Here is a 15,693-nt window from a genome sequence, read left to right on the forward strand (position 1 = left end):
TGTAGTTGCAGGTGCTGTTGTAGGGTGGATTCAGGGTGCCTGCGGGCACCCTTTTTTTTGCCTTGGAGACCCTCTTACGCCGCGGCAGGTTCCTCGGCGAGCGATGCCATGTCGATCACGAAGCGGTACTTCACGTCGTTCTTCAGCAGGCGCTCGTAGGCTTCGTTGACGGATTGGATCGGCACGATTTCCACGTCGCTGACGATGCCGTGTTCGGCGCAGAAGTCCATCATCTCCTGCGTTTCCTCCATGCCGCCGATCGCCGAGCCCGCCAGGGACTTGCGCCCCATGATCAGGTTGGCGCCGGGAATGGGATCCAGCGGAGTCAGCGCCCCCACCAGCGCCATGGTGCCGTCCAGCGTCAGCAGCGCCATGTAGGGATTCACGTCGTGGCTGACGGGAACCGTGTTCAGCAGGAAGTCGAAGCTGCCGGCGTGCGCCGCCATGGCCTCGGCGTCGCGCGAGACCAGCACTTCGTCGGCGCCCAGGCGCTTGGCGTCGCGGCCCTTGTCGGCCGACGTGGTGATCATCACCACGTGCGCGCCCAGGGCTCGCGCGAACTTCACGCCCATGTGGCCCAGGCCGCCCAGGCCGATGACGCCTACCTTCTGGCCAGGGCCCACTTTCCAGTGGCGCAGCGGCGAATAGGTGGTGATGCCGGCGCACAGCAGCGGTGCGACGGCCTTCAGGTCCAGCTTGTCGGAGACCTTAACGACGAAGTGTTCCTTCGCCACGATGCGATCCGAATAGCCGCCGAAGGTGAGCTGGTCGCTGCCGCGTTCCTTGTCGTTGTAGGTCAGCGTGGCGCCTTCCTCGCAGTATTGCTCCAGGTTCAGGCGGCAGGCCTTGCAATGGCTGCAGGAGTCGACCATGCAGCCGACGCCGGCGTAGTCGCCCACCTTGAACTTGCTGACGTTCTTGCCGACCTGGGCGACACGGCCGACGATCTCATGGCCCGGCACCATGGGATACATGGAATTGCCCCAGTCCCCGCGCGCCTGGTGCAGATCGGAATGGCAGATGCCGCTGTAGAGGATTTCGATCAATACGTCGTCGTCGCCCGGTTCGCGGCGGGTGAAGCTGAACGGGACGAGCGGGGTGTCGGTGCTGTGGGCGGCGTAGCCTCGGGCTTGGATCATGACGGCCTCTGATGGAATTTGTTGAGCAGGCATTCACAATAGGCTGTGGGGAAACGCGGTTCAAGCTAGAATTTCGGCATGCTTTATTGAAGAAATTTGCATAATCATGCTGCCCGACAATCTCTCCCACCTGGCTGCCTTCTCGGCCGTCGCCCGCCTTGGCAGCTTCCGCAAGGCCGGCGAGGAACTGGGCTTGTCGACCTCGGCGGTCAGTTACGCCATCCGCAACCTGGAAGAGCGGCTGGGCGTGAACCTGTTCAACCGGACCACGCGCAGCGTGGCGCTGACCGAGGCCGGCCAGCGCCTGGCCGAACGCCTGCAGCCGGTGCTGCACGACCTGGGCGATGCGCTTGAGGAAATGAACCAGTTCCGCGGCACCGCGTCCGGCACGCTGCGCATCAACACCTCGCGCGCGGCCTCCTACATGCTGCTGATGCCGCTGGCGGCGCAATTCCTGGCGGCCTACCCGGATATCCGGCTGGAAATCGGCGAAGACGACAGCTTTGTCGATATCGTCGGCTCCGGCTTTGATGCGGGGGTGCGGCTGCTGGAGGCGGTGCCGGAGGACATGGTGGCCGTGCCGATCGGCCCCCGGCTGCGCGCCGCGGTAGTGGCTGCCCCTGCCTACCTGCAAGGGCGCGACCCGCCGCGCCATCCCTCGGAGCTGATGCGGCACGAATGCGTCCGCTACCGCTTTCCCAGCGGCCGCTATTACAAGTGGGAATTCGAAAAGGACGGCGTGGCGGTCGAGATCGACGTGCCGGGCCGCATCGCGTTGAGCGACGTGCACGCGGAGGTGCGCGCGGCGGTCGACGGCATAGGCATAGGCTGCGTGCCGGAAAGCTATGTCATGGGGCTGCTGCAGGCGGGCAGGCTGGTGCGGGTGCTGGAGGACTGGTGCCCGCTGGTCCCCGGCTTCATGCTGTATTACCCGCGGCAGCGGCGCGTGTCGTCCGCCCTGCGGGCGTTCATCGACATGGCCAGGCAATGACGCCCTATGGCCGGGCGCCTTCCAGCAAGGCCTGAACCAGCCGGTTTTCCTGGTCGGCCTGGCGGCAGACGAACGAGATCTGCCGGTAGGGCGGCTGCTTGCCCAGCGACAGCACGCGCACCGGATGCACGTTCAGCAGATTGGGGCCGGGTTCGGGCAGCACGCAAACGCCCAGGCCGGCGGACACCAGCGCCGTCAGCGCCGCCAGCGATTGCATATCGATGCGGCAGCGCGCGTGCGGCGCATGCTGCGCCACATAGCGCGCGGCCAGGCGCCCGCCGATGGTGGTTTTGTCGAAGCGGATCCATTCGTACTGCTGGAACAGTTCGGCGATGCGGGTCTCGCGCGAATCGGGCGGGGCGATCAGCACCAGCGTTTCGCGGAATAGCGGCGTCCAGGACAGGCGGCTGGAGCCGCCGGTTTCCGGCTGCGTGATGATGGCGGCGTCGATCTCGCCTTGCTTCAGCCTTTCCGTCAGCTCGGTGGCGCGGCCCCGCACCAGCCGCACGTCCAGCAGCGGATAGCGTTCGCGCAGCTTGCGCAGCAGCGGCGGCAGCAAGGTCACTTGCAGCGGCTCGATCGTGCCCAGTCGCACGCGGCCCTCGACGGCCGGCGTGCTGCGGCGGCGCAGTTCGTCCAGGCGGGCCAGCGCGTCCTGCAGCACCGCGTCGACTTCCCCCGCAAAGGCGTTGGGCCGGACCTGCAGCGCGGAGCGGTCGAACAGCGGCTGTCCGAAGTACTCCTCCATTTGCTTCATCTGCAGGCTGACGGCGCTGGGCGACAGGTTCATGTCGGCCGCGCCCGCCGCGAAGCTGCCGCCGCGCAGCACGGCGTTGAGCGTACGAAAAGATTCGATCTTCATCAGAAATCCTCACGTAGTGAATTAAGAATCCTCGCTTTATATCATCAGATACGAGGCCTAGTATCCGCTTCAGACAAAACGAAAACCGGCTGGAATACAGGCATGCGCGGCATGGCGGCCAGACCGGGACCGAGGAGACTGGCCATGAAGAAGAACCTAGCCGGCGTTCGCGCCGCCTTGTTGCCCGCGTTGGCGCTGACCCTGGCGCTGGGCGCGCCGGGCGCCGCGGCGGCCCAGCCGGCCGCAGCCGCCGTGCCGGCGACCATCACGATGGTGGTGCCGTTCCCGCCTGGCGGCAGCAACGACGTATTTGCGCGCGTACTGGCCGAGAGGCTGGGCGAACGGCTGGCGTCGACGGTCATCGTGGAAAACCGCCCGGGGGCGGGCGGCGCGATCGGCGCGGAATACGTCGCCCGCGCACCCAAGGACGGCTCAGTGCTGATGCTGTCCTCGTCCACCCTGACGACCAACGCCGCGGTGCAGACCAACCTGAAGTACGACGTGGTGCGCAGTTTCGCGCCGGTGGCCATGCTGGCCCGCAGTCCGATGGCCTTGGTCGTGGGCAAGGATTCGCCCTACCAATCAATGGCCGACCTGTTGGCCGCGGGCCGCAAGGAGCCGGGCAAGCTGACCTATGGCAGCGCCGGCCTTGGTTCGGTCAACCAGATGGCCAGCGAGATCCTGGCGGGCGGCGAGAAGACCTCGTTCACGCACGTGCCCTACAAGGGCATGTCGCATGCGCTCAACGACCTGGCCGGCGGGCGCGTGGACTTCGTGATCGGCAGCTTCGCGTCCACCGCGTCCCTGCTCAAGGGCGGCCGACTGAAGGTGCTGGCGGTGACCTCGCCCGAACGGTCGCAGTTCTATCCGGCGCTGCCCACCATCGGCGAAGGCCAGCCCGGCTACGCGGTCGAATTGTGGTGGGGCGTGCTGGCGCCGGCGGGTACGCCCGCGCCGCTGGTGGACAAGCTGAACGCCGAGATCCGCGGCATCGTCAACGACCAGAAGATGCGCGCCATGTTCGCCGAGGAAAGCGCGGTGCCGGCCGAACTGACCGTGCCGCAATTCGCCGCGCTGGTCCAGGCCGACGCCGCCAAATGGAAGCAGGTGGCCCAGGACCGCAACATCTCCATCCAGTAAGCGTGGCCCCGCATCAACACTCCCCAAGAGCGCAAGAATGAGAAGCAAACTGTTCGTACCCGGATCGCGTCCCGAGTTGTTCGCCAAGGCCCTCGCGGGCGACGCCGACGCCTTGTCCTTTGATCTGGAGGACGCGGTGGCGCCCTCGCGCAAGGACGAGGCCCGCGATCATCTGGCCCGCATGCTGGCTACGCCGCAGGCCTCGGCGTCGGGCAAGACGCTGATCGTGCGCGTCAACGCGCTGGATTCCGGCCACTTCCATGCCGACGTGCGGGCGGTGGTCCGCGAAGGCCTGCACCTGGTGAACCTGCCCAAGGCGGAGACCGAGGCCGATGTGGTGGCCGCGGCGGCCGCGATCGAGCAGGCGCGCTGCGCCAACGGGGTGCGGCAGCCGGTGGGGCTGCTGTTGAATATCGAATCGCCGCGCGCATTGCGCCGGGCGGCCAGCCTGGCGGCGGCGCATGCCGGCGTGGCCGGCTTGCAGCTGGGACTGGGCGACCTGTTCGAACCCGCCGGCATCGCCCGCCGCGAACCGGCGGCGGTGCACCAGGCGATGTTTGCGCTGCGCATGGCGGCGGCCGAAGCCGGCGTGTTCGCGTACGACTCGGCCTTCGCCAATATCCAGGACGAAGCCGGCTACCGGGCCGAGGCCGAACTGGCGCGCCGGCTGGGCTACCTGGGCAAGAGCTGCATACACCCCCGGCAGGTGCCGCTGGCCAACGCCGCGTTCCGCCCGTCCGACGAAGAAATCGCGCATGCGCAGCGCGTGGTGCAGGCGGCGCGCGACGCAGCCGCACAGGGCGTCGCGGCATTCGTGGTGGACGGCCGCATGATAGACGGGCCCTTCCTGCGCCGCGCCGAGACCATACTGCGCGCGGCCGCCGGGCTGGGCCTTGCGCGCCAAGCGGAGGCGCAATGATGGCGGACGCAACGCAATCGGCGGGCGGCCCCCTGGCCGGGGTGCGCGTGCTGGACCTGAGCGCCTACATCGCCGGGCCCTACGGCTGCACGCTGCTGGCGGACCAGGGCGCCGACGTCATCAAGATCGAGCCGCCCGGCGGCGACAACCTGCGCAAGTATCCATCCACGCTGGACGCCGAGAGCCGCGCCTTCCTGGGCGTGAACCGGGGCAAGCGCGGCCTGGTGCTGGATTTGAAGCAGCCCGACGCGCTGGCCGCGCTGCACGAGCTGGCGCGCCAGGCGGACGTGCTGGTGCACAACTTCCGGCCCAGCGTGCCCGCGCGGCTGGGCATAGGCTATGAACAGCTGGCGCAGATCAATCCGCGGCTGATCTATTGCGCCGTCAGCGGCTACGGCGAGACCGGGCCCTTGAAGGACAAGGCGGGCTACGACCAGGTGCTGCAGACAATGACGGGCATGTGCGCCCTGCAGGGCAAGGCCGGAGGTCCGCCCGAGATCCTGTATGGATCCATCGTGGATTACTACGCTTCCTCCATGGTGGCCGCGGGCGTCGCGTCCGCGCTGTACGAGCGCGAGCGCAGCGGGCGCGGCCAGTTCGTGGGCGTGTCCCTGCTGCGCAGCGCGCTGGCGCTGCAATCGGCGCGGCTGATCTGGGCCGAGGACGAACCCCGGGAAGTCGGACGCGACATGCGTTCGGGCGGCATCACCGGCATTCACCCGACCGGCGACGGCCACCTGTACATTTCGGCGAACACGCCGCACTTCTGGCAGGCGCTGTGCGCCAAGACCGGCTTGACGGAACTGGCGGCCAACGAACGCTACGACTCGGTGCGCAAGCGCGCCGAACACCGCGACGAGATCGTCCCGCGCCTGCACCAGGCGCTGCGCTCGCGCAGCGCCCTGGAATGGGAGGCATGGTTCGGCGAAGAGGTGCCCTGCGCCGCGGCGCGCGGGGTGGAGGACATGTTCGACTTCCCGCAGGTGCAGGCCGAAGACATGATCTCCACGTTCGCGCATCCCGTGATCGGCAGCTACCGCGGGTTCGCCCAGGCCATCAAGTTCGGCCGCAGCCAACCCGCCACGCCCCGCGCCGCGCCGGCATTCGGCGAACACAGCGCCGAGGTGCTGGCCGAGGCGGGGATATCCATGGAGCGGCCCGGGCCCTAGTCGGTCACCGCCCGCGCCTCGTACAGCGCCGCCAGGCATTCCGCCAGCGGCGGGATGCCCTGTGCCAGCGCGTCCACCGCGGCGGCGTCCACCCGGGGCAGGGGCGCGATCTCGGCCAGCACGCGCACGCCGCCGAAGCGCTCGATGGCTTCCTTGTTGCCGGCCGACGGCGGTCCGCTCATGACGACGCCCAGCACCGGGATGCCGCGCCGCTTGAGCGCCTCCAGGCTGAGCAGGGTGTGGTTGATGGTGCCCAGACCGCTGCGCGCCGCCAGCACCACCGGCATGTCCAGCCGAGCGATCAGGTCGATCATCATGTGCGTGTCGTCGATGGGCACATACAGGCCGCCCGCGCCTTCCACGACCAGCGGCGCGCGCGTGGCGGGCGGCACGATGGTGGTGGCGTCGACCACGGTGTCTTCCAGCGTGGCGGCCGCCCAGGGCGACAGCGGCGCCTGCAGCACGTAGGCGGGCAGGTGCAGGCGTTCGGGCGGAAGCCGGGCCAGCTGCGCCACGGTGTCGGTGTCGCCCGGCTCTTCGGCCACGCCGGTCTGCACCGGCTTCCAGTATTCCGCGTTCCAGGCGCGGGCCAGGATGGCCGACACCAGGGTCTTGCCGATGCCGGTGTCCGTGCCGGTCACGAAAACCCCGACGGGGCGTTGCGCAGTTTTTTTCCACATACCGTAGGCCAGGTGATACGTCACCGTGGCTCCTTGTTCGTCAAACGCGGCCAGCACGCGGCGCAGCCCGGCCGCGCCGAGCGGCGGACGGCCGGCCGCGGGCGTGGTGGCGCCTATGCCTTTCAGGCCTCTCAGGAAATGCAGGCCATCAGGATGATTTTGTATCAGCCGCTCGCTGCGCACGCCACCAGCCAGATTGACCATGGCCGGACGGATGGCGCGGGCGGGCGGGTAGGGGGGCGTGCCCGCCTCCAGGCCGGCCGCCCGGTGGGCGGCCTGCCATTCCCGGAACGTGCCGGCGGCCAGGGTGGCCACGGCCAGGTGGCCGCCTGGCGCCAGCAGCGCGGCCAGCCGGGCCAGCCCCGCGTTCAGGTCGGCGAACCACTGCACGGCCAGGCTGGAGCAGATGAGGTCGTAGCCGCCGGCAAGTCCGTCCGGATGTTCGCCGTCCAGCGTCTGGTAGCGGGCGCTGCCGGGCAGGGCGGGGCCGCGCCGCGCCGCGGCCAGCATGGCGGGTGAAATGTCCGTCACCGTCCAGTCGGCCGGCCCCAGCCGGCGCGCCAGCGCCTGCGTCAGCAGACCCGTGCCGCAGCCGATTTCCAGGATGCGGGGGCAAGGCGGCAAGGGCAGCAGGGCGATGTCGCTGGCCAGCCGCTCGGCCGTGATGCGCTGGATGGCGGCGTGGTCTTCATAGCGGTCGGCGGCCGCGCCGAAGCGGCCGCCGACCAGGGCGTTGCGCGGGGCTTGCGTCATGCGGCGGGCGCCAGGCGGGACGCGAAGGCGCGGATATGGCCCGCGCACCAGGCGGCGTCCGTCACGGGCAGCAGGTGGCCGCCCTGTTCCCGCCAGTGCCGTTCTTCACCGGGGCGGACGGGAAAGGCGGCTTGCGTCATCGCGGCGGAAACGATGGGATCCGCCTGGCCGGCCAACAGCAGCAAGGGTACGGGCAGCGCGGCAAGCGCCGCGCGCTGGTCCTCGTCGCGCAGCGCTTCCAGATCCCGGCCGAGGGCTGGCGCCTGGGGCTCGCCGAACGCCGAATCGTCGCCGCAACGCTGGCGGAAGTCCTGCACCACGGTGCGTGGCGCCTCGGACAAGCGCTTGCGCATGCGGTCCAGCATGCGCGGCGGCACGCCGGCGGCGAAGTCCGGCGCCGCCCCGAAGCGCGGAAAGCCATTGATCGACACCAGGCCCAGGCAGGAAGCCGGCAGGCCGCGCAGCAGGCGCAGCACCCCCAGCGAGTGTCCGATGGCGATGACCGGGCCTTCGACGGCGGGAGCTTGCGCGGGGCCGAAATAGCCGGCGTCGGCCGCCGCTTGCGGCCAATCGGACAGTTCGGCGCGCAGCGCGGTCCAGACCGAGGCATCGAAAGCCCAGCCGTGGACAAACAGCAGCGTGGGGCGTGCGCCCAGGGGAACGCCGGTCGTCACGCCAGCACGGCGGCAAAGCCGTCTATCAGTTGCGACACGTCGGCCTCGCGATGGGCGGCGCTGAGCGTGACGCGCAGGCGGCTGGTGCCGGCAGGCACCGTGGGCGGGCGGATCGCCACGGCCAAGAGGCCGCGCTGCTCCAGCGCGGCCGCCATCGCCAGCGCGCGGGCCTCCTCGCCCACGATGGCCGGCACGATCTGGGTGGACGAGGCGCCGGTATCGAGGCCCATGCCTTGCAGCGCGGCGCGCAGCCGTAAGCCGCTGGCCGCCAGCCGGGCGCGTTCGGCGTCCAGCGTGGGCACCAGGTCCAGCGCCGCGTCCATGGCGCCCAGCACCGCGGGGGGCAGCGCCGTGGTGTAGATGAAGCCCGAGCAGGTGTTGATCAGGAAGTTGCACATCGCGCGCGATCCGGCCACATACGCTCCGAATCCGCCCAGCGCCTTGCTGAAAGTGCCCATGGCCAGGTCGATGCGGCCGGGAGCCAGCCCGGCCAGGCCCATGCCGCAGGGGCCGAGCACGCCCGTGGCGTGCGCTTCGTCCAGGTAGACAAAGGCCTGGTAGCGGTCGGCCAGGTCCGCCAGCCGGGCCACGTCGGTCCGGTCGCCGTCCATGCTGAACACACTCTCAGTGACGATGAATCTGGCGACGGGCTTTCCGGCGACGGGCTTTCCGTCCTCAGGGCTCTCCGCCCTGGCCGCGAGCAGGCTCTCCAGATGGTCCAGGTCGTTGTGGCGAAAGCGTATCTGCCTGACGCCCGCGGCCTGGCAGCCGTGGTGCAGGCTGGCATGGTTGAGCTTGTCGGCGTACAGCTCCACCTCGCCCCGGCTGGCGGCCGCGCGCAGCAGGGCGGGCAGCACGGCCGCGTTGGCCTGCCAGCCCGAGGCCAGCAGCAGCGCGGCTTCGGTGCCTTTCAGGCGGGCCAGCTTGGCCTCCACCTGCTCGTGCAGGTCCAGGTTGCCGCAGACCAGGCGCGAGGCCTGGGCGCCCGCGCCATGGCGGGCCGCCCATTCGCGGGCGCGTTCGATCAGCAGCGGGTGCCGGGACAGCCCCAGGTAGTCGTTGCTGGAGAAGTTCAGGGCGGGGGCGCCGTTCAGCACGATGCGCCCGGGGGGGGCGGAGGAGGCGGTGCGCAGGCGGCGGCGCACGCGGCGCGTTTCGGCCTGCGCCAGCTCGGAGGAAAAAAGCGAATCCAGCTTTGACATCAAGATATCCGGCAGCGGCCCGGGCGCGGGGGCACCCGCGCCAGGCCGTAGAATGCGGGCCATTGTAGTGGAGGCGCGCAAGGCGCCTTTGCCGGGCATGAACGCCGGCAGAGGCGGCGGCGCGCCGCCGGTTTTCGAGAGGTGAATCATGCACGCGCCCGACTGGATGGCCCAGGGCCAACCCCATATCTGGCTTCCCTATGCCCAGATGAAGACGGCGACGCCGCCGCTGCCCGTGGTGCGCAGCCACGGCAGCCGGCTGGAACTGGCCGACGGACGCAGTCTGATAGACGGCGTGGCGTCCTGGTGGACCGCCTGCCACGGCTACAACCATCCGCACATCGCCCAGGCCGTGCGCGCGCAGCTGGACGCCATGCCCCACGTGATGTTCGGCGGGCTGACCCACGAGCCCGCGCTGACCCTGGCGCGCCGCCTGGCCGGCCTGCTGGGGCCGGGCCTGGACCGGGTCTTCTATACGGACTCCGGCTCGGTGGCGGTGGAAGTCGCCATGAAGATGGCCCTGCAATTCTGGCTGAACCAGGGCGAGCGCGGCCGCAGCCGGTTCCTGGCATTCCGGGGCGGCTACCACGGCGACACCTTCGGCACCATGGCGGTCTGCGACCCCGACGACGGCATGCACAGCCTGTACCGGGGCATGCTGGCCGGGCACGACATTGTCGGCCTCCCGCGCGACGAGGCCGGGCTGGCCGAACTGGACGCCTGGCTGGAGACCCGCGCGCCGCAGTTGGCCGGCATCCTGGTCGAGCCGCTGGTGCAGGGCGCGGGCGGCATGCTGCTGCATGACCCGGAAGTGCTGCGCCGCTTGCGCCGCCTGGCCGACAAGCACGGGCTGCTGCTGATCTTTGACGAGATCTTCACCGGCTTCGGTCGTACCGGGACCATGTTCGCCTTCGAACAGGCGGGCATCCGGCCCGACATCGTCACGCTGTCCAAGGCGCTGACCGGCGGCACCTTGCCGCTGGCCGCCACGGTGGCCAGCGACCGGGTGTTCCAGGCATTCTGGTCCGACGACCCCTCGCACGCGCTGATGCACGGTCCCACCTTCATGGGCAATGCGCTGGCCTGCGCCGCGGCCAACGCCTCGCTGGACCTGTTCGAGACGCAGCCCCGGCTGGCCCAGGCCCAAGCCATCTCGACGGCGCTGGCGGCCGGCCTGGAACCCTGCCGGGAGCTGCCCTGGGTGCACGACGTACGCGTGCTGGGCGCGATCGGCGTGGTCGAGCTGGACGGCATCGCCGACCGCGAGGCCCTCAAGCGGCGGCTGGTCGAGGCGGGCGTCTGGGTGCGCCCGTTCGGCAACGTGGTCTACCTGACTCCGGCGCTGACCATCGCCGAGGACGAACTGGCCACGCTGACGCGGGCCGTGACGGACGTGCTGCGCCGGCAGCGTCCCTGAGCTCGGCGGCAGGCGCGCGTTGCGCCGGCAAACCGCGAAAGACGCCTTGATCCAGATCAAGGCGTCCGCGCGGGGCGCTGGTTACCATCGCCGCATGCGAGCAAAATCGATTTTCGCCGTCCCGGCCAGCCTGCCCGATGCCGACCGCCAGCAGCGCCGCCATGCGCTGGTGCGCCTGTCGCTGGCGTGGCTGGCGATGATGCAGGTGATGATGTTCGCGTGGCCCGGCTACCTGCGCCACGAGGGCATGCCCGCCGACGCGCTGGAAACGCTGGACTGGGCCATCGTCCTGATGAACTGGGCCAGCTTTGCGCTGACCGTGCCAGTGGTGCTGTATTCGGCATGGCCCATCTGGCGGCATGCGGGCGACAACCTGCGCCACGGCCGCGCCGGCATGGATGTCCCGGTGGCGCTGGGCATCGTGGCCGCCTTCATTCCCAGCGTGCACGCCACCTATACGGGCACGGGCGAGGTGTACTTCGATTCCGTCACGATGTTCGTGGCCTTCCTGCTGACCGCGCGCTACCTGGAACTGTGCGCCCGCCAATCCTTCGGCGGCGCGGCCGGCGGCCAGCGCCACGCACGCGTCGAGGCGCAGCGCCTGCAATTGGGCGCGCGCGCCGACCGGCTGGCATCCCGGTTCGTCCTGGTCCAGGTCGCGCTGGCGCTGGCCGCCGCGGGCGCCTGGGCCTATATCGACCCCGCGCACAGCATCCCCGTGATGGTGGCGCTGCTGGTGATGAGCTGTCCATGCGCCATGTCGATGGCGGTGCCCACCGCCATGGCCTCCGCCCATTCCGCGCTGGCGGCGCATCCGAACATGCCTGAGGCGGCGCTGGACGCGCTGCTGGACGAGGCGCGCCGCAAGGCTCGCCAGAACCTGTACGGCTCGCTGGCCTGGCATCTGCTGATGACGCCGCTGGCGCTGGTGGGGTGGGTCACGCCCTGGCTGGCCGCGATCACCATGCTGGTGTCGTCGCTGGCGGTGGCCTACAACTCCTGGCGCCTGTGCCGCCGCGACTGGTCGGGCGAACTCGCGCCCGGCGGCGCGCTGGAAGCGGCGCAATGACCATCCTCTACCTGCTCCTGCCCCTGTCGCTGCTGTTCGTGCTGGCCATCGGCGTGTCGCTGTGGTGGGCCGTGTTCAACGGCCAGTACGACGACACCGACAACGCCGGCACGGCCATCCTGCGCGACGACGACAGCGGCCCGGCCGGCCGCGGCTGAACGTCCGCGCGGGCCGTTGCGCTTATGCCGCTTTCCCCAAGCCGTCGCTGCGCGCTTGATCCATATCAACGCCGACTTGTGTGACTAGTCCCATCATCGAACCCTGGAGCTATTTGTTACTTTAGGGGAAGGGTGATGAACGATTGCGCCGCAATCGCAAGCAAGGCCGATACCTTCAACTACAAGGTCGTGAGGCAGTTCGCGCTCATGACCGTAGTTTGGGGCATAGTCGGCATGGCTGTGGGTGTTTTTCTCGCCGCGCAGCTGATTTGGCCTCAGTTGAACTTTGACACCGCATGGCTGAGCTACGGCCGCCTGCGTCCGCTGCACACCAACGCGGTGATTTTCGCCTTCGGCGGCAGCGCACTGTTCACGACGTCGTACTACGTGGTTCAACGCACCTGTCAGGCGCGCCTGTTCTGCGGCCCGCTGGCCGCGTTCACCTTCTGGGGCTGGCAGATCGTCATTGTCGCCGCCGCCATCACCTTGCCCATGGGTTTCACCAGCAGCAAGGAATACGCCGAACTGGAATGGCCCATCGACATCCTGATCACCCTGGTCTGGGTCGCCTACGCCATCGTGTTCTTCGGCACCATCATCAAGCGCCGGTCCAAGCACATCTACGTGGCCAACTGGTTCTTCGGCTCGTACATCCTCACCATCGCCATCCTGCACATCTTCAATAACATCGAGATGCCGGTGACGCTGTGGAAGTCCTACTCCGCCTACGCCGGCGTGCAGGACGCCATGGTGCAGTGGTGGTATGGCCACAACGCGGTGGGCTTCTTCCTGACCACCAGCTTCCTGGGCATGATGTATTACTTCGTGCCCAAGCAGGCCGGCCGTCCGATCTACTCGTACCGCCTGTCCATCGTCCACTTTTGGGCGCTGGCCTTCACGTACATGTGGGCGGGCCCGCACCACCTGCTGTACACGTCCTTGCCCGACTGGACCCAGTCGCTGGGCATGACCTTCTCGCTGATCCTGCTGGCGCCTTCGTGGGGCGGCATGATCAACGGCATCATGACCCTGCAGGGCGCCTGGTACAAGCTGCGCACCGATCCGATCCTGAAGTTCATGGTCACGGCGCTGTCGTTCTACGGCATGTCGACCTTCGAAGGCTCGATGATGTCGATCCGCACGGTCAACGCGCTGTCGCACTACACGGACTGGACCATCGGCCACGTGCACTCCGGCGCGCTGGGCTGGGTCGCCATGATCTCCTTCGGCTCGCTGTACTACCTGATCCCGCGCCTGTATGGCCGCGAAAAGATGTACAGCGTGAAGGCCATCGAACTGCACTTCTGGATCGCGACCATCGGCGTGGTGCTGTACATCGCCGCCATGTGGATCGCCGGCGTGCAGCAGGGCCTGATGTGGCGCGACACCGCTCCCGACGGCACCCTGGTCTACAGCTTCGTCGAAGAACTGAAGACGCGCGTTCCGTACTACCTGATCCGTTTGCTGGGTGGCACCTTGTTCTTGTGCGGCGTGTTCGTCATGGCCTGGAACGTGTGGAAGACGGTGCGCGGCGCGCAGCCGGTCAACCCCGCCATTCCGCAAGACGATCCCCATGCCGCCCGCCAGCCGGTCCCCGCGACCGCCGTGCCGGCTACCGTTTGACGAGGACATCATGGCCAACAAGAAACCTGGCTTCTTTACCCACCAGACACTCGAGAAGAACATCGGCTGGATGATCATCGCCAGCATCCTGGTGGTGTCCTTCGCGGGCCTGGTCCAGATCGTTCCGCTGTTCTTCCAGCACAGCACGACCCAGGCCGTCGCGGGCGTCGAACCCTACAGCCCGCTGCGGCTGATGGGGCGCGACGTCTACATCCGCGAAGGCTGCGTGGGCTGTCACTCGCAGCAGGTGCGCGTGCTGGCTGCCGAAGTGCAGCGCTACGGCTCCTACTCGATCGCGTCGGAATCGGTCTTTGACCATCCGTTCCTGTGGGGCTCCAAGCGCACGGGTCCCGACCTGGCGCGCGTGGGCGAGCGCTACTCCGACGACTGGCACCGCATCCACTTGCGCGATCCGCGCAAGGTGGTGCCGGAGTCCAACATGCCCGCCTATCCCTGGCTGGAAAAGACGGTCATCACCGGCCAGAACGTGGACCAGCGCATGCGCGCCCTGCGCACGCTGGGCGTGCCGTACACCGACGAGGAAATCGCGGCCGCGCCCAAGGCCATCGAAGGCAAGACCGAAGAGGACGCGCTGGTGGCCTACCTGCAGGGCCTGGGCGTCGGCGTGCGCAAGGCGCAGTTGGCCAAGCAGGCCGCCGAGCAGGCCAAAAAGGCCGAAGAAGCCAAGAAGGCCTCGCTGCCCGCCGCCCAGTCCGCCGTGCAACCGGCCGCGCCCGCGGCAACGGGAGGCTGACCATGGTGGGCTACCTGAGCGCAGTCGTCACCGCCATCTCGATGGCGACCTTTTTCGGCATCGTCTGGTGGGCCTGCTCGCGCGGCCGCCAGAGCGCCAACCGCGAATCGGCCATGCTGCCGTTCGCACTGCCCGATGAATTCGGGCAGGCACAACAAGATGGAGCGAATCGGTCATGAGCGATTTCGTTAATGGCTTTTGGGGGTATTTCATCTCGATCGTCGCCGTGGGCGGCGTGGTCTGGTGCGTCTGGCTGCTGTACACGCAGCGCCGCTGGCTCAGCACCAAGCCCGCCAACGGCCAGGTCGAGGACACGGGCCACGTCTGGGACGGCGACCTGACCGAGCTGAACAACCCGGTCCCCACCTGGTGGACCTGGATGTACCTGCTGGCATGCGCGTTCGCGTTGGGCTATCTGTTCCTGATGCCCGGCCTGGGCCAGTACAAGGGCCAGCTGGGCTACAGCAGCACCGAAGAGGTTGCGCAGCAGCAGGCGAAGATGGCCGAGGCCGTCCGTCCGATCTACGCGCGCTTCGAGACCATGACCGTGCCGCAGATCGCCCAGGATCCGGGCGCCCGCGAAATCGGCCAGCGCCTGTTCCTGAACACCTGCGCGCAATGCCACGGCTCGGACGCCAAGGGCGCGCCCAGCTTTCCCAACCTGACCGACGGCGACTGGCTGCATGGCGGTACGCCCGAATCGATCATGCAGACGATCAAGGAAGGTCGCCACGGCGTGATGCCTCCCTGGAAGGAATCCATCGACCCCAAGATGGCCGGCGATATCGCGCAATACGTGCGTTCGCTGTCTGGCCTGACGGCGGATCCGGTGCGAGTGTTCCGGGGCAAGCGCGACTACGCCAACTTCTGCGTGGCCTGTCACGGTGTCGATGGCAAAGGCAATACGCTGGTGGGCGCGCCGAACCTGACGGACGACGTCTGGCTGTACGGCAGTTCGGAAGCCACCATCGTCAAGACGATCCTGGACGGCCGCGACAACCGCATGCCGGCGCATGAGCACATCCTGAGCCCCGAGCAGATCAAGATCCTGACCGCCTGGGTCTGGGGCTTGTCCAACAAGCCGGACGCGCAGAAGCAGGCCGCAGCCACCCCCGCCGGGTCGGACGCGGCGAAGTAGCAGGA

At 68.6% G+C, this 15,693-nt stretch carries 16 protein-coding genes; 11 read left to right on the forward strand and 5 right to left on the reverse strand.

The features are described from left to right. Positions 1-74: 74 nt before the first annotated feature. Entirely contained in the window at positions 75-1,139 is a 1,065-nt protein-coding gene (locus HLG70_RS02295) for an NAD(P)-dependent alcohol dehydrogenase (RefSeq protein ID WP_234103346.1), read from the reverse strand. A gap of 106 nt (positions 1,140-1,245) precedes the next feature. On the opposite strand from HLG70_RS02295, the gene HLG70_RS02300 reads away from it, so the two are divergent. Then, positions 1,246-2,130, forward strand: coding sequence for a LysR family transcriptional regulator (locus HLG70_RS02300; RefSeq protein WP_171665373.1), 885 nt, complete (start codon positions 1,246-1,248; stop codon positions 2,128-2,130). 4 nt (positions 2,131-2,134) lie between these two features. Here the strand turns inward: HLG70_RS02300 and HLG70_RS02305 are convergent, their stop codons facing one another. After that, a complete protein-coding gene (locus HLG70_RS02305) occupies positions 2,135-2,992 on the reverse strand; it encodes a LysR family transcriptional regulator (protein WP_171665371.1) in 858 nt (285 codons plus the stop codon). A 144-nt stretch (positions 2,993-3,136) separates the two neighbouring features. Here HLG70_RS02305 and HLG70_RS02310 point away from each other — a divergent pair, with 144 nt between their 5' ends. From HLG70_RS02310 to HLG70_RS02320, 3 genes are read left to right on the forward strand one after another with little or no spacing between them, the layout of a single operon-like run. Continuing rightward, complete coding sequence (locus tag HLG70_RS02310; protein ID WP_171665369.1) at positions 3,137-4,132, forward strand: tripartite tricarboxylate transporter substrate binding protein; 996 nt, start codon at positions 3,137-3,139, stop codon at positions 4,130-4,132. A 37-nt stretch (positions 4,133-4,169) separates the two neighbouring features. After that, on the forward strand, positions 4,170-5,051 hold the full coding sequence (locus HLG70_RS02315; protein ID WP_171665367.1) for an HpcH/HpaI aldolase/citrate lyase family protein: 882 nt from the start codon (positions 4,170-4,172) through the stop codon (positions 5,049-5,051). After that, positions 5,048-6,220 carry a CaiB/BaiF CoA transferase family protein gene (locus tag HLG70_RS02320; RefSeq protein ID WP_171665365.1) on the forward strand — a complete coding sequence of 391 codons (1,173 nt, stop codon included), beginning with the start codon at positions 5,048-5,050 and terminating at the stop codon, positions 6,218-6,220. The genes HLG70_RS02315 and HLG70_RS02320 overlap by 4 nt, the downstream gene beginning before the upstream one ends. Here the strand turns inward: HLG70_RS02320 and bioD are convergent. From bioD to HLG70_RS02335, 3 genes are read right to left on the reverse strand one after another with little or no spacing between them, the layout of a single operon-like run. After that, a complete protein-coding gene (gene bioD / locus HLG70_RS02325; RefSeq protein ID WP_171665363.1) occupies positions 6,217-7,653 on the reverse strand; it encodes a dethiobiotin synthase in 1,437 nt (478 codons plus the stop codon). The two genes, HLG70_RS02320 and bioD, sit on opposite strands and share 4 nt — an antisense overlap. After that, positions 7,650-8,327 (reverse strand): alpha/beta fold hydrolase, encoded by a 678-nt coding sequence (locus HLG70_RS02330; protein WP_234103348.1) that lies wholly within the window; start codon positions 8,325-8,327, stop codon positions 7,650-7,652. The genes bioD and HLG70_RS02330 overlap by 4 nt, the downstream gene beginning before the upstream one ends. Beyond that, complete coding sequence (locus tag HLG70_RS02335; protein WP_171665361.1) at positions 8,324-9,529, reverse strand: aminotransferase class I/II-fold pyridoxal phosphate-dependent enzyme; 1,206 nt, start codon at positions 9,527-9,529, stop codon at positions 8,324-8,326. The genes HLG70_RS02330 and HLG70_RS02335 overlap by 4 nt, the downstream gene beginning before the upstream one ends. A 148-nt stretch (positions 9,530-9,677) precedes the next feature. Here HLG70_RS02335 and HLG70_RS02340 point away from each other — a divergent pair, with 148 nt between their 5' ends. The 7 genes from HLG70_RS02340 (at position 9,678) to ccoP (ending at position 15,688) form a co-directional block, all read left to right on the forward strand. After that, on the forward strand, positions 9,678-10,946 hold the full coding sequence (locus HLG70_RS02340) for an adenosylmethionine--8-amino-7-oxononanoate transaminase (RefSeq protein ID WP_171665359.1): 1,269 nt from the start codon (positions 9,678-9,680) through the stop codon (positions 10,944-10,946). A gap of 94 nt (positions 10,947-11,040) precedes the next feature. Then, positions 11,041-12,015, forward strand: a complete 975-nt coding sequence (locus tag HLG70_RS02345; protein WP_171665357.1) for a hypothetical protein — start codon at positions 11,041-11,043, stop codon at positions 12,013-12,015. Further along, positions 12,012-12,173, forward strand: coding sequence for a cbb3-type cytochrome oxidase assembly protein CcoS (gene ccoS / locus HLG70_RS02350; protein ID WP_171665355.1), 162 nt, complete (start codon positions 12,012-12,014; stop codon positions 12,171-12,173). Before HLG70_RS02345 ends, ccoS begins: the two co-directional genes overlap by 4 nt. 135 nt (positions 12,174-12,308) lie before the next feature. Further along, positions 12,309-13,796, forward strand: coding sequence for a cytochrome-c oxidase, cbb3-type subunit I (ccoN, locus tag HLG70_RS02355; RefSeq protein WP_171665353.1), 1,488 nt, complete (start codon positions 12,309-12,311; stop codon positions 13,794-13,796). 10 nt (positions 13,797-13,806) lie between these two features. Further along, positions 13,807-14,550 (forward strand): cytochrome-c oxidase, cbb3-type subunit II, encoded by a 744-nt coding sequence (gene ccoO, locus HLG70_RS02360; RefSeq protein ID WP_171665351.1) that lies wholly within the window; start codon positions 13,807-13,809, stop codon positions 14,548-14,550. A gap of 2 nt (positions 14,551-14,552) precedes the next feature. Continuing rightward, positions 14,553-14,729, forward strand: coding sequence for a cbb3-type cytochrome oxidase subunit 3 (locus HLG70_RS02365; protein ID WP_171665348.1), 177 nt, complete (start codon positions 14,553-14,555; stop codon positions 14,727-14,729). After that, positions 14,726-15,688, forward strand: coding sequence for a cytochrome-c oxidase, cbb3-type subunit III (gene ccoP / locus HLG70_RS02370; RefSeq protein WP_171665346.1), 963 nt, complete (start codon positions 14,726-14,728; stop codon positions 15,686-15,688). Before HLG70_RS02365 ends, ccoP begins: the two co-directional genes overlap by 4 nt. Positions 15,689-15,693 lie beyond the last annotated feature (5 nt).

The sequence above is a fragment of the Achromobacter deleyi genome (assembly GCF_013116765.2).
GTDB classification, from domain to species: domain Bacteria; phylum Pseudomonadota; class Gammaproteobacteria; order Burkholderiales; family Burkholderiaceae_B; genus Achromobacter; species Achromobacter deleyi_A.

Coding starts and splice junctions, on each gene's coding strand:
- HLG70_RS02320 (WP_171665365.1), top strand. CDS start 5,048: ATGATGGCGGACGCAACGCAATCGGCGGGCGGCCCCCTGGCCGGGGTG.
- HLG70_RS02335 (WP_171665361.1), bottom strand. CDS start 9,529: ATGTCAAAGCTGGATTCGCTTTTTTCCTCCGAGCTGGCGCAGGCCGAA.
- HLG70_RS02365 (WP_171665348.1), top strand. CDS start 14,553: ATGGTGGGCTACCTGAGCGCAGTCGTCACCGCCATCTCGATGGCGACC.
- bioD (WP_171665363.1), bottom strand. CDS start 7,653: ATGACGCAAGCCCCGCGCAACGCCCTGGTCGGCGGCCGCTTCGGCGCG.
- HLG70_RS02310 (WP_171665369.1), top strand. CDS start 3,137: ATGAAGAAGAACCTAGCCGGCGTTCGCGCCGCCTTGTTGCCCGCGTTG.
- ccoO (WP_171665351.1), top strand. CDS start 13,807: ATGGCCAACAAGAAACCTGGCTTCTTTACCCACCAGACACTCGAGAAG.
- ccoP (WP_171665346.1), top strand. CDS start 14,726: ATGAGCGATTTCGTTAATGGCTTTTGGGGGTATTTCATCTCGATCGTC.
- ccoN (WP_171665353.1), top strand. CDS start 12,309: ATGAACGATTGCGCCGCAATCGCAAGCAAGGCCGATACCTTCAACTAC.
- ccoS (WP_171665355.1), top strand. CDS start 12,012: ATGACCATCCTCTACCTGCTCCTGCCCCTGTCGCTGCTGTTCGTGCTG.
- HLG70_RS02340 (WP_171665359.1), top strand. CDS start 9,678: ATGCACGCGCCCGACTGGATGGCCCAGGGCCAACCCCATATCTGGCTT.
- HLG70_RS02315 (WP_171665367.1), top strand. CDS start 4,170: ATGAGAAGCAAACTGTTCGTACCCGGATCGCGTCCCGAGTTGTTCGCC.
- HLG70_RS02305 (WP_171665371.1), bottom strand. CDS start 2,992: ATGAAGATCGAATCTTTTCGTACGCTCAACGCCGTGCTGCGCGGCGGC.
- HLG70_RS02295 (WP_234103346.1), bottom strand. CDS start 1,139: ATGATCCAAGCCCGAGGCTACGCCGCCCACAGCACCGACACCCCGCTC.
- HLG70_RS02300 (WP_171665373.1), top strand. CDS start 1,246: ATGCTGCCCGACAATCTCTCCCACCTGGCTGCCTTCTCGGCCGTCGCC.
- HLG70_RS02345 (WP_171665357.1), top strand. CDS start 11,041: ATGCGAGCAAAATCGATTTTCGCCGTCCCGGCCAGCCTGCCCGATGCC.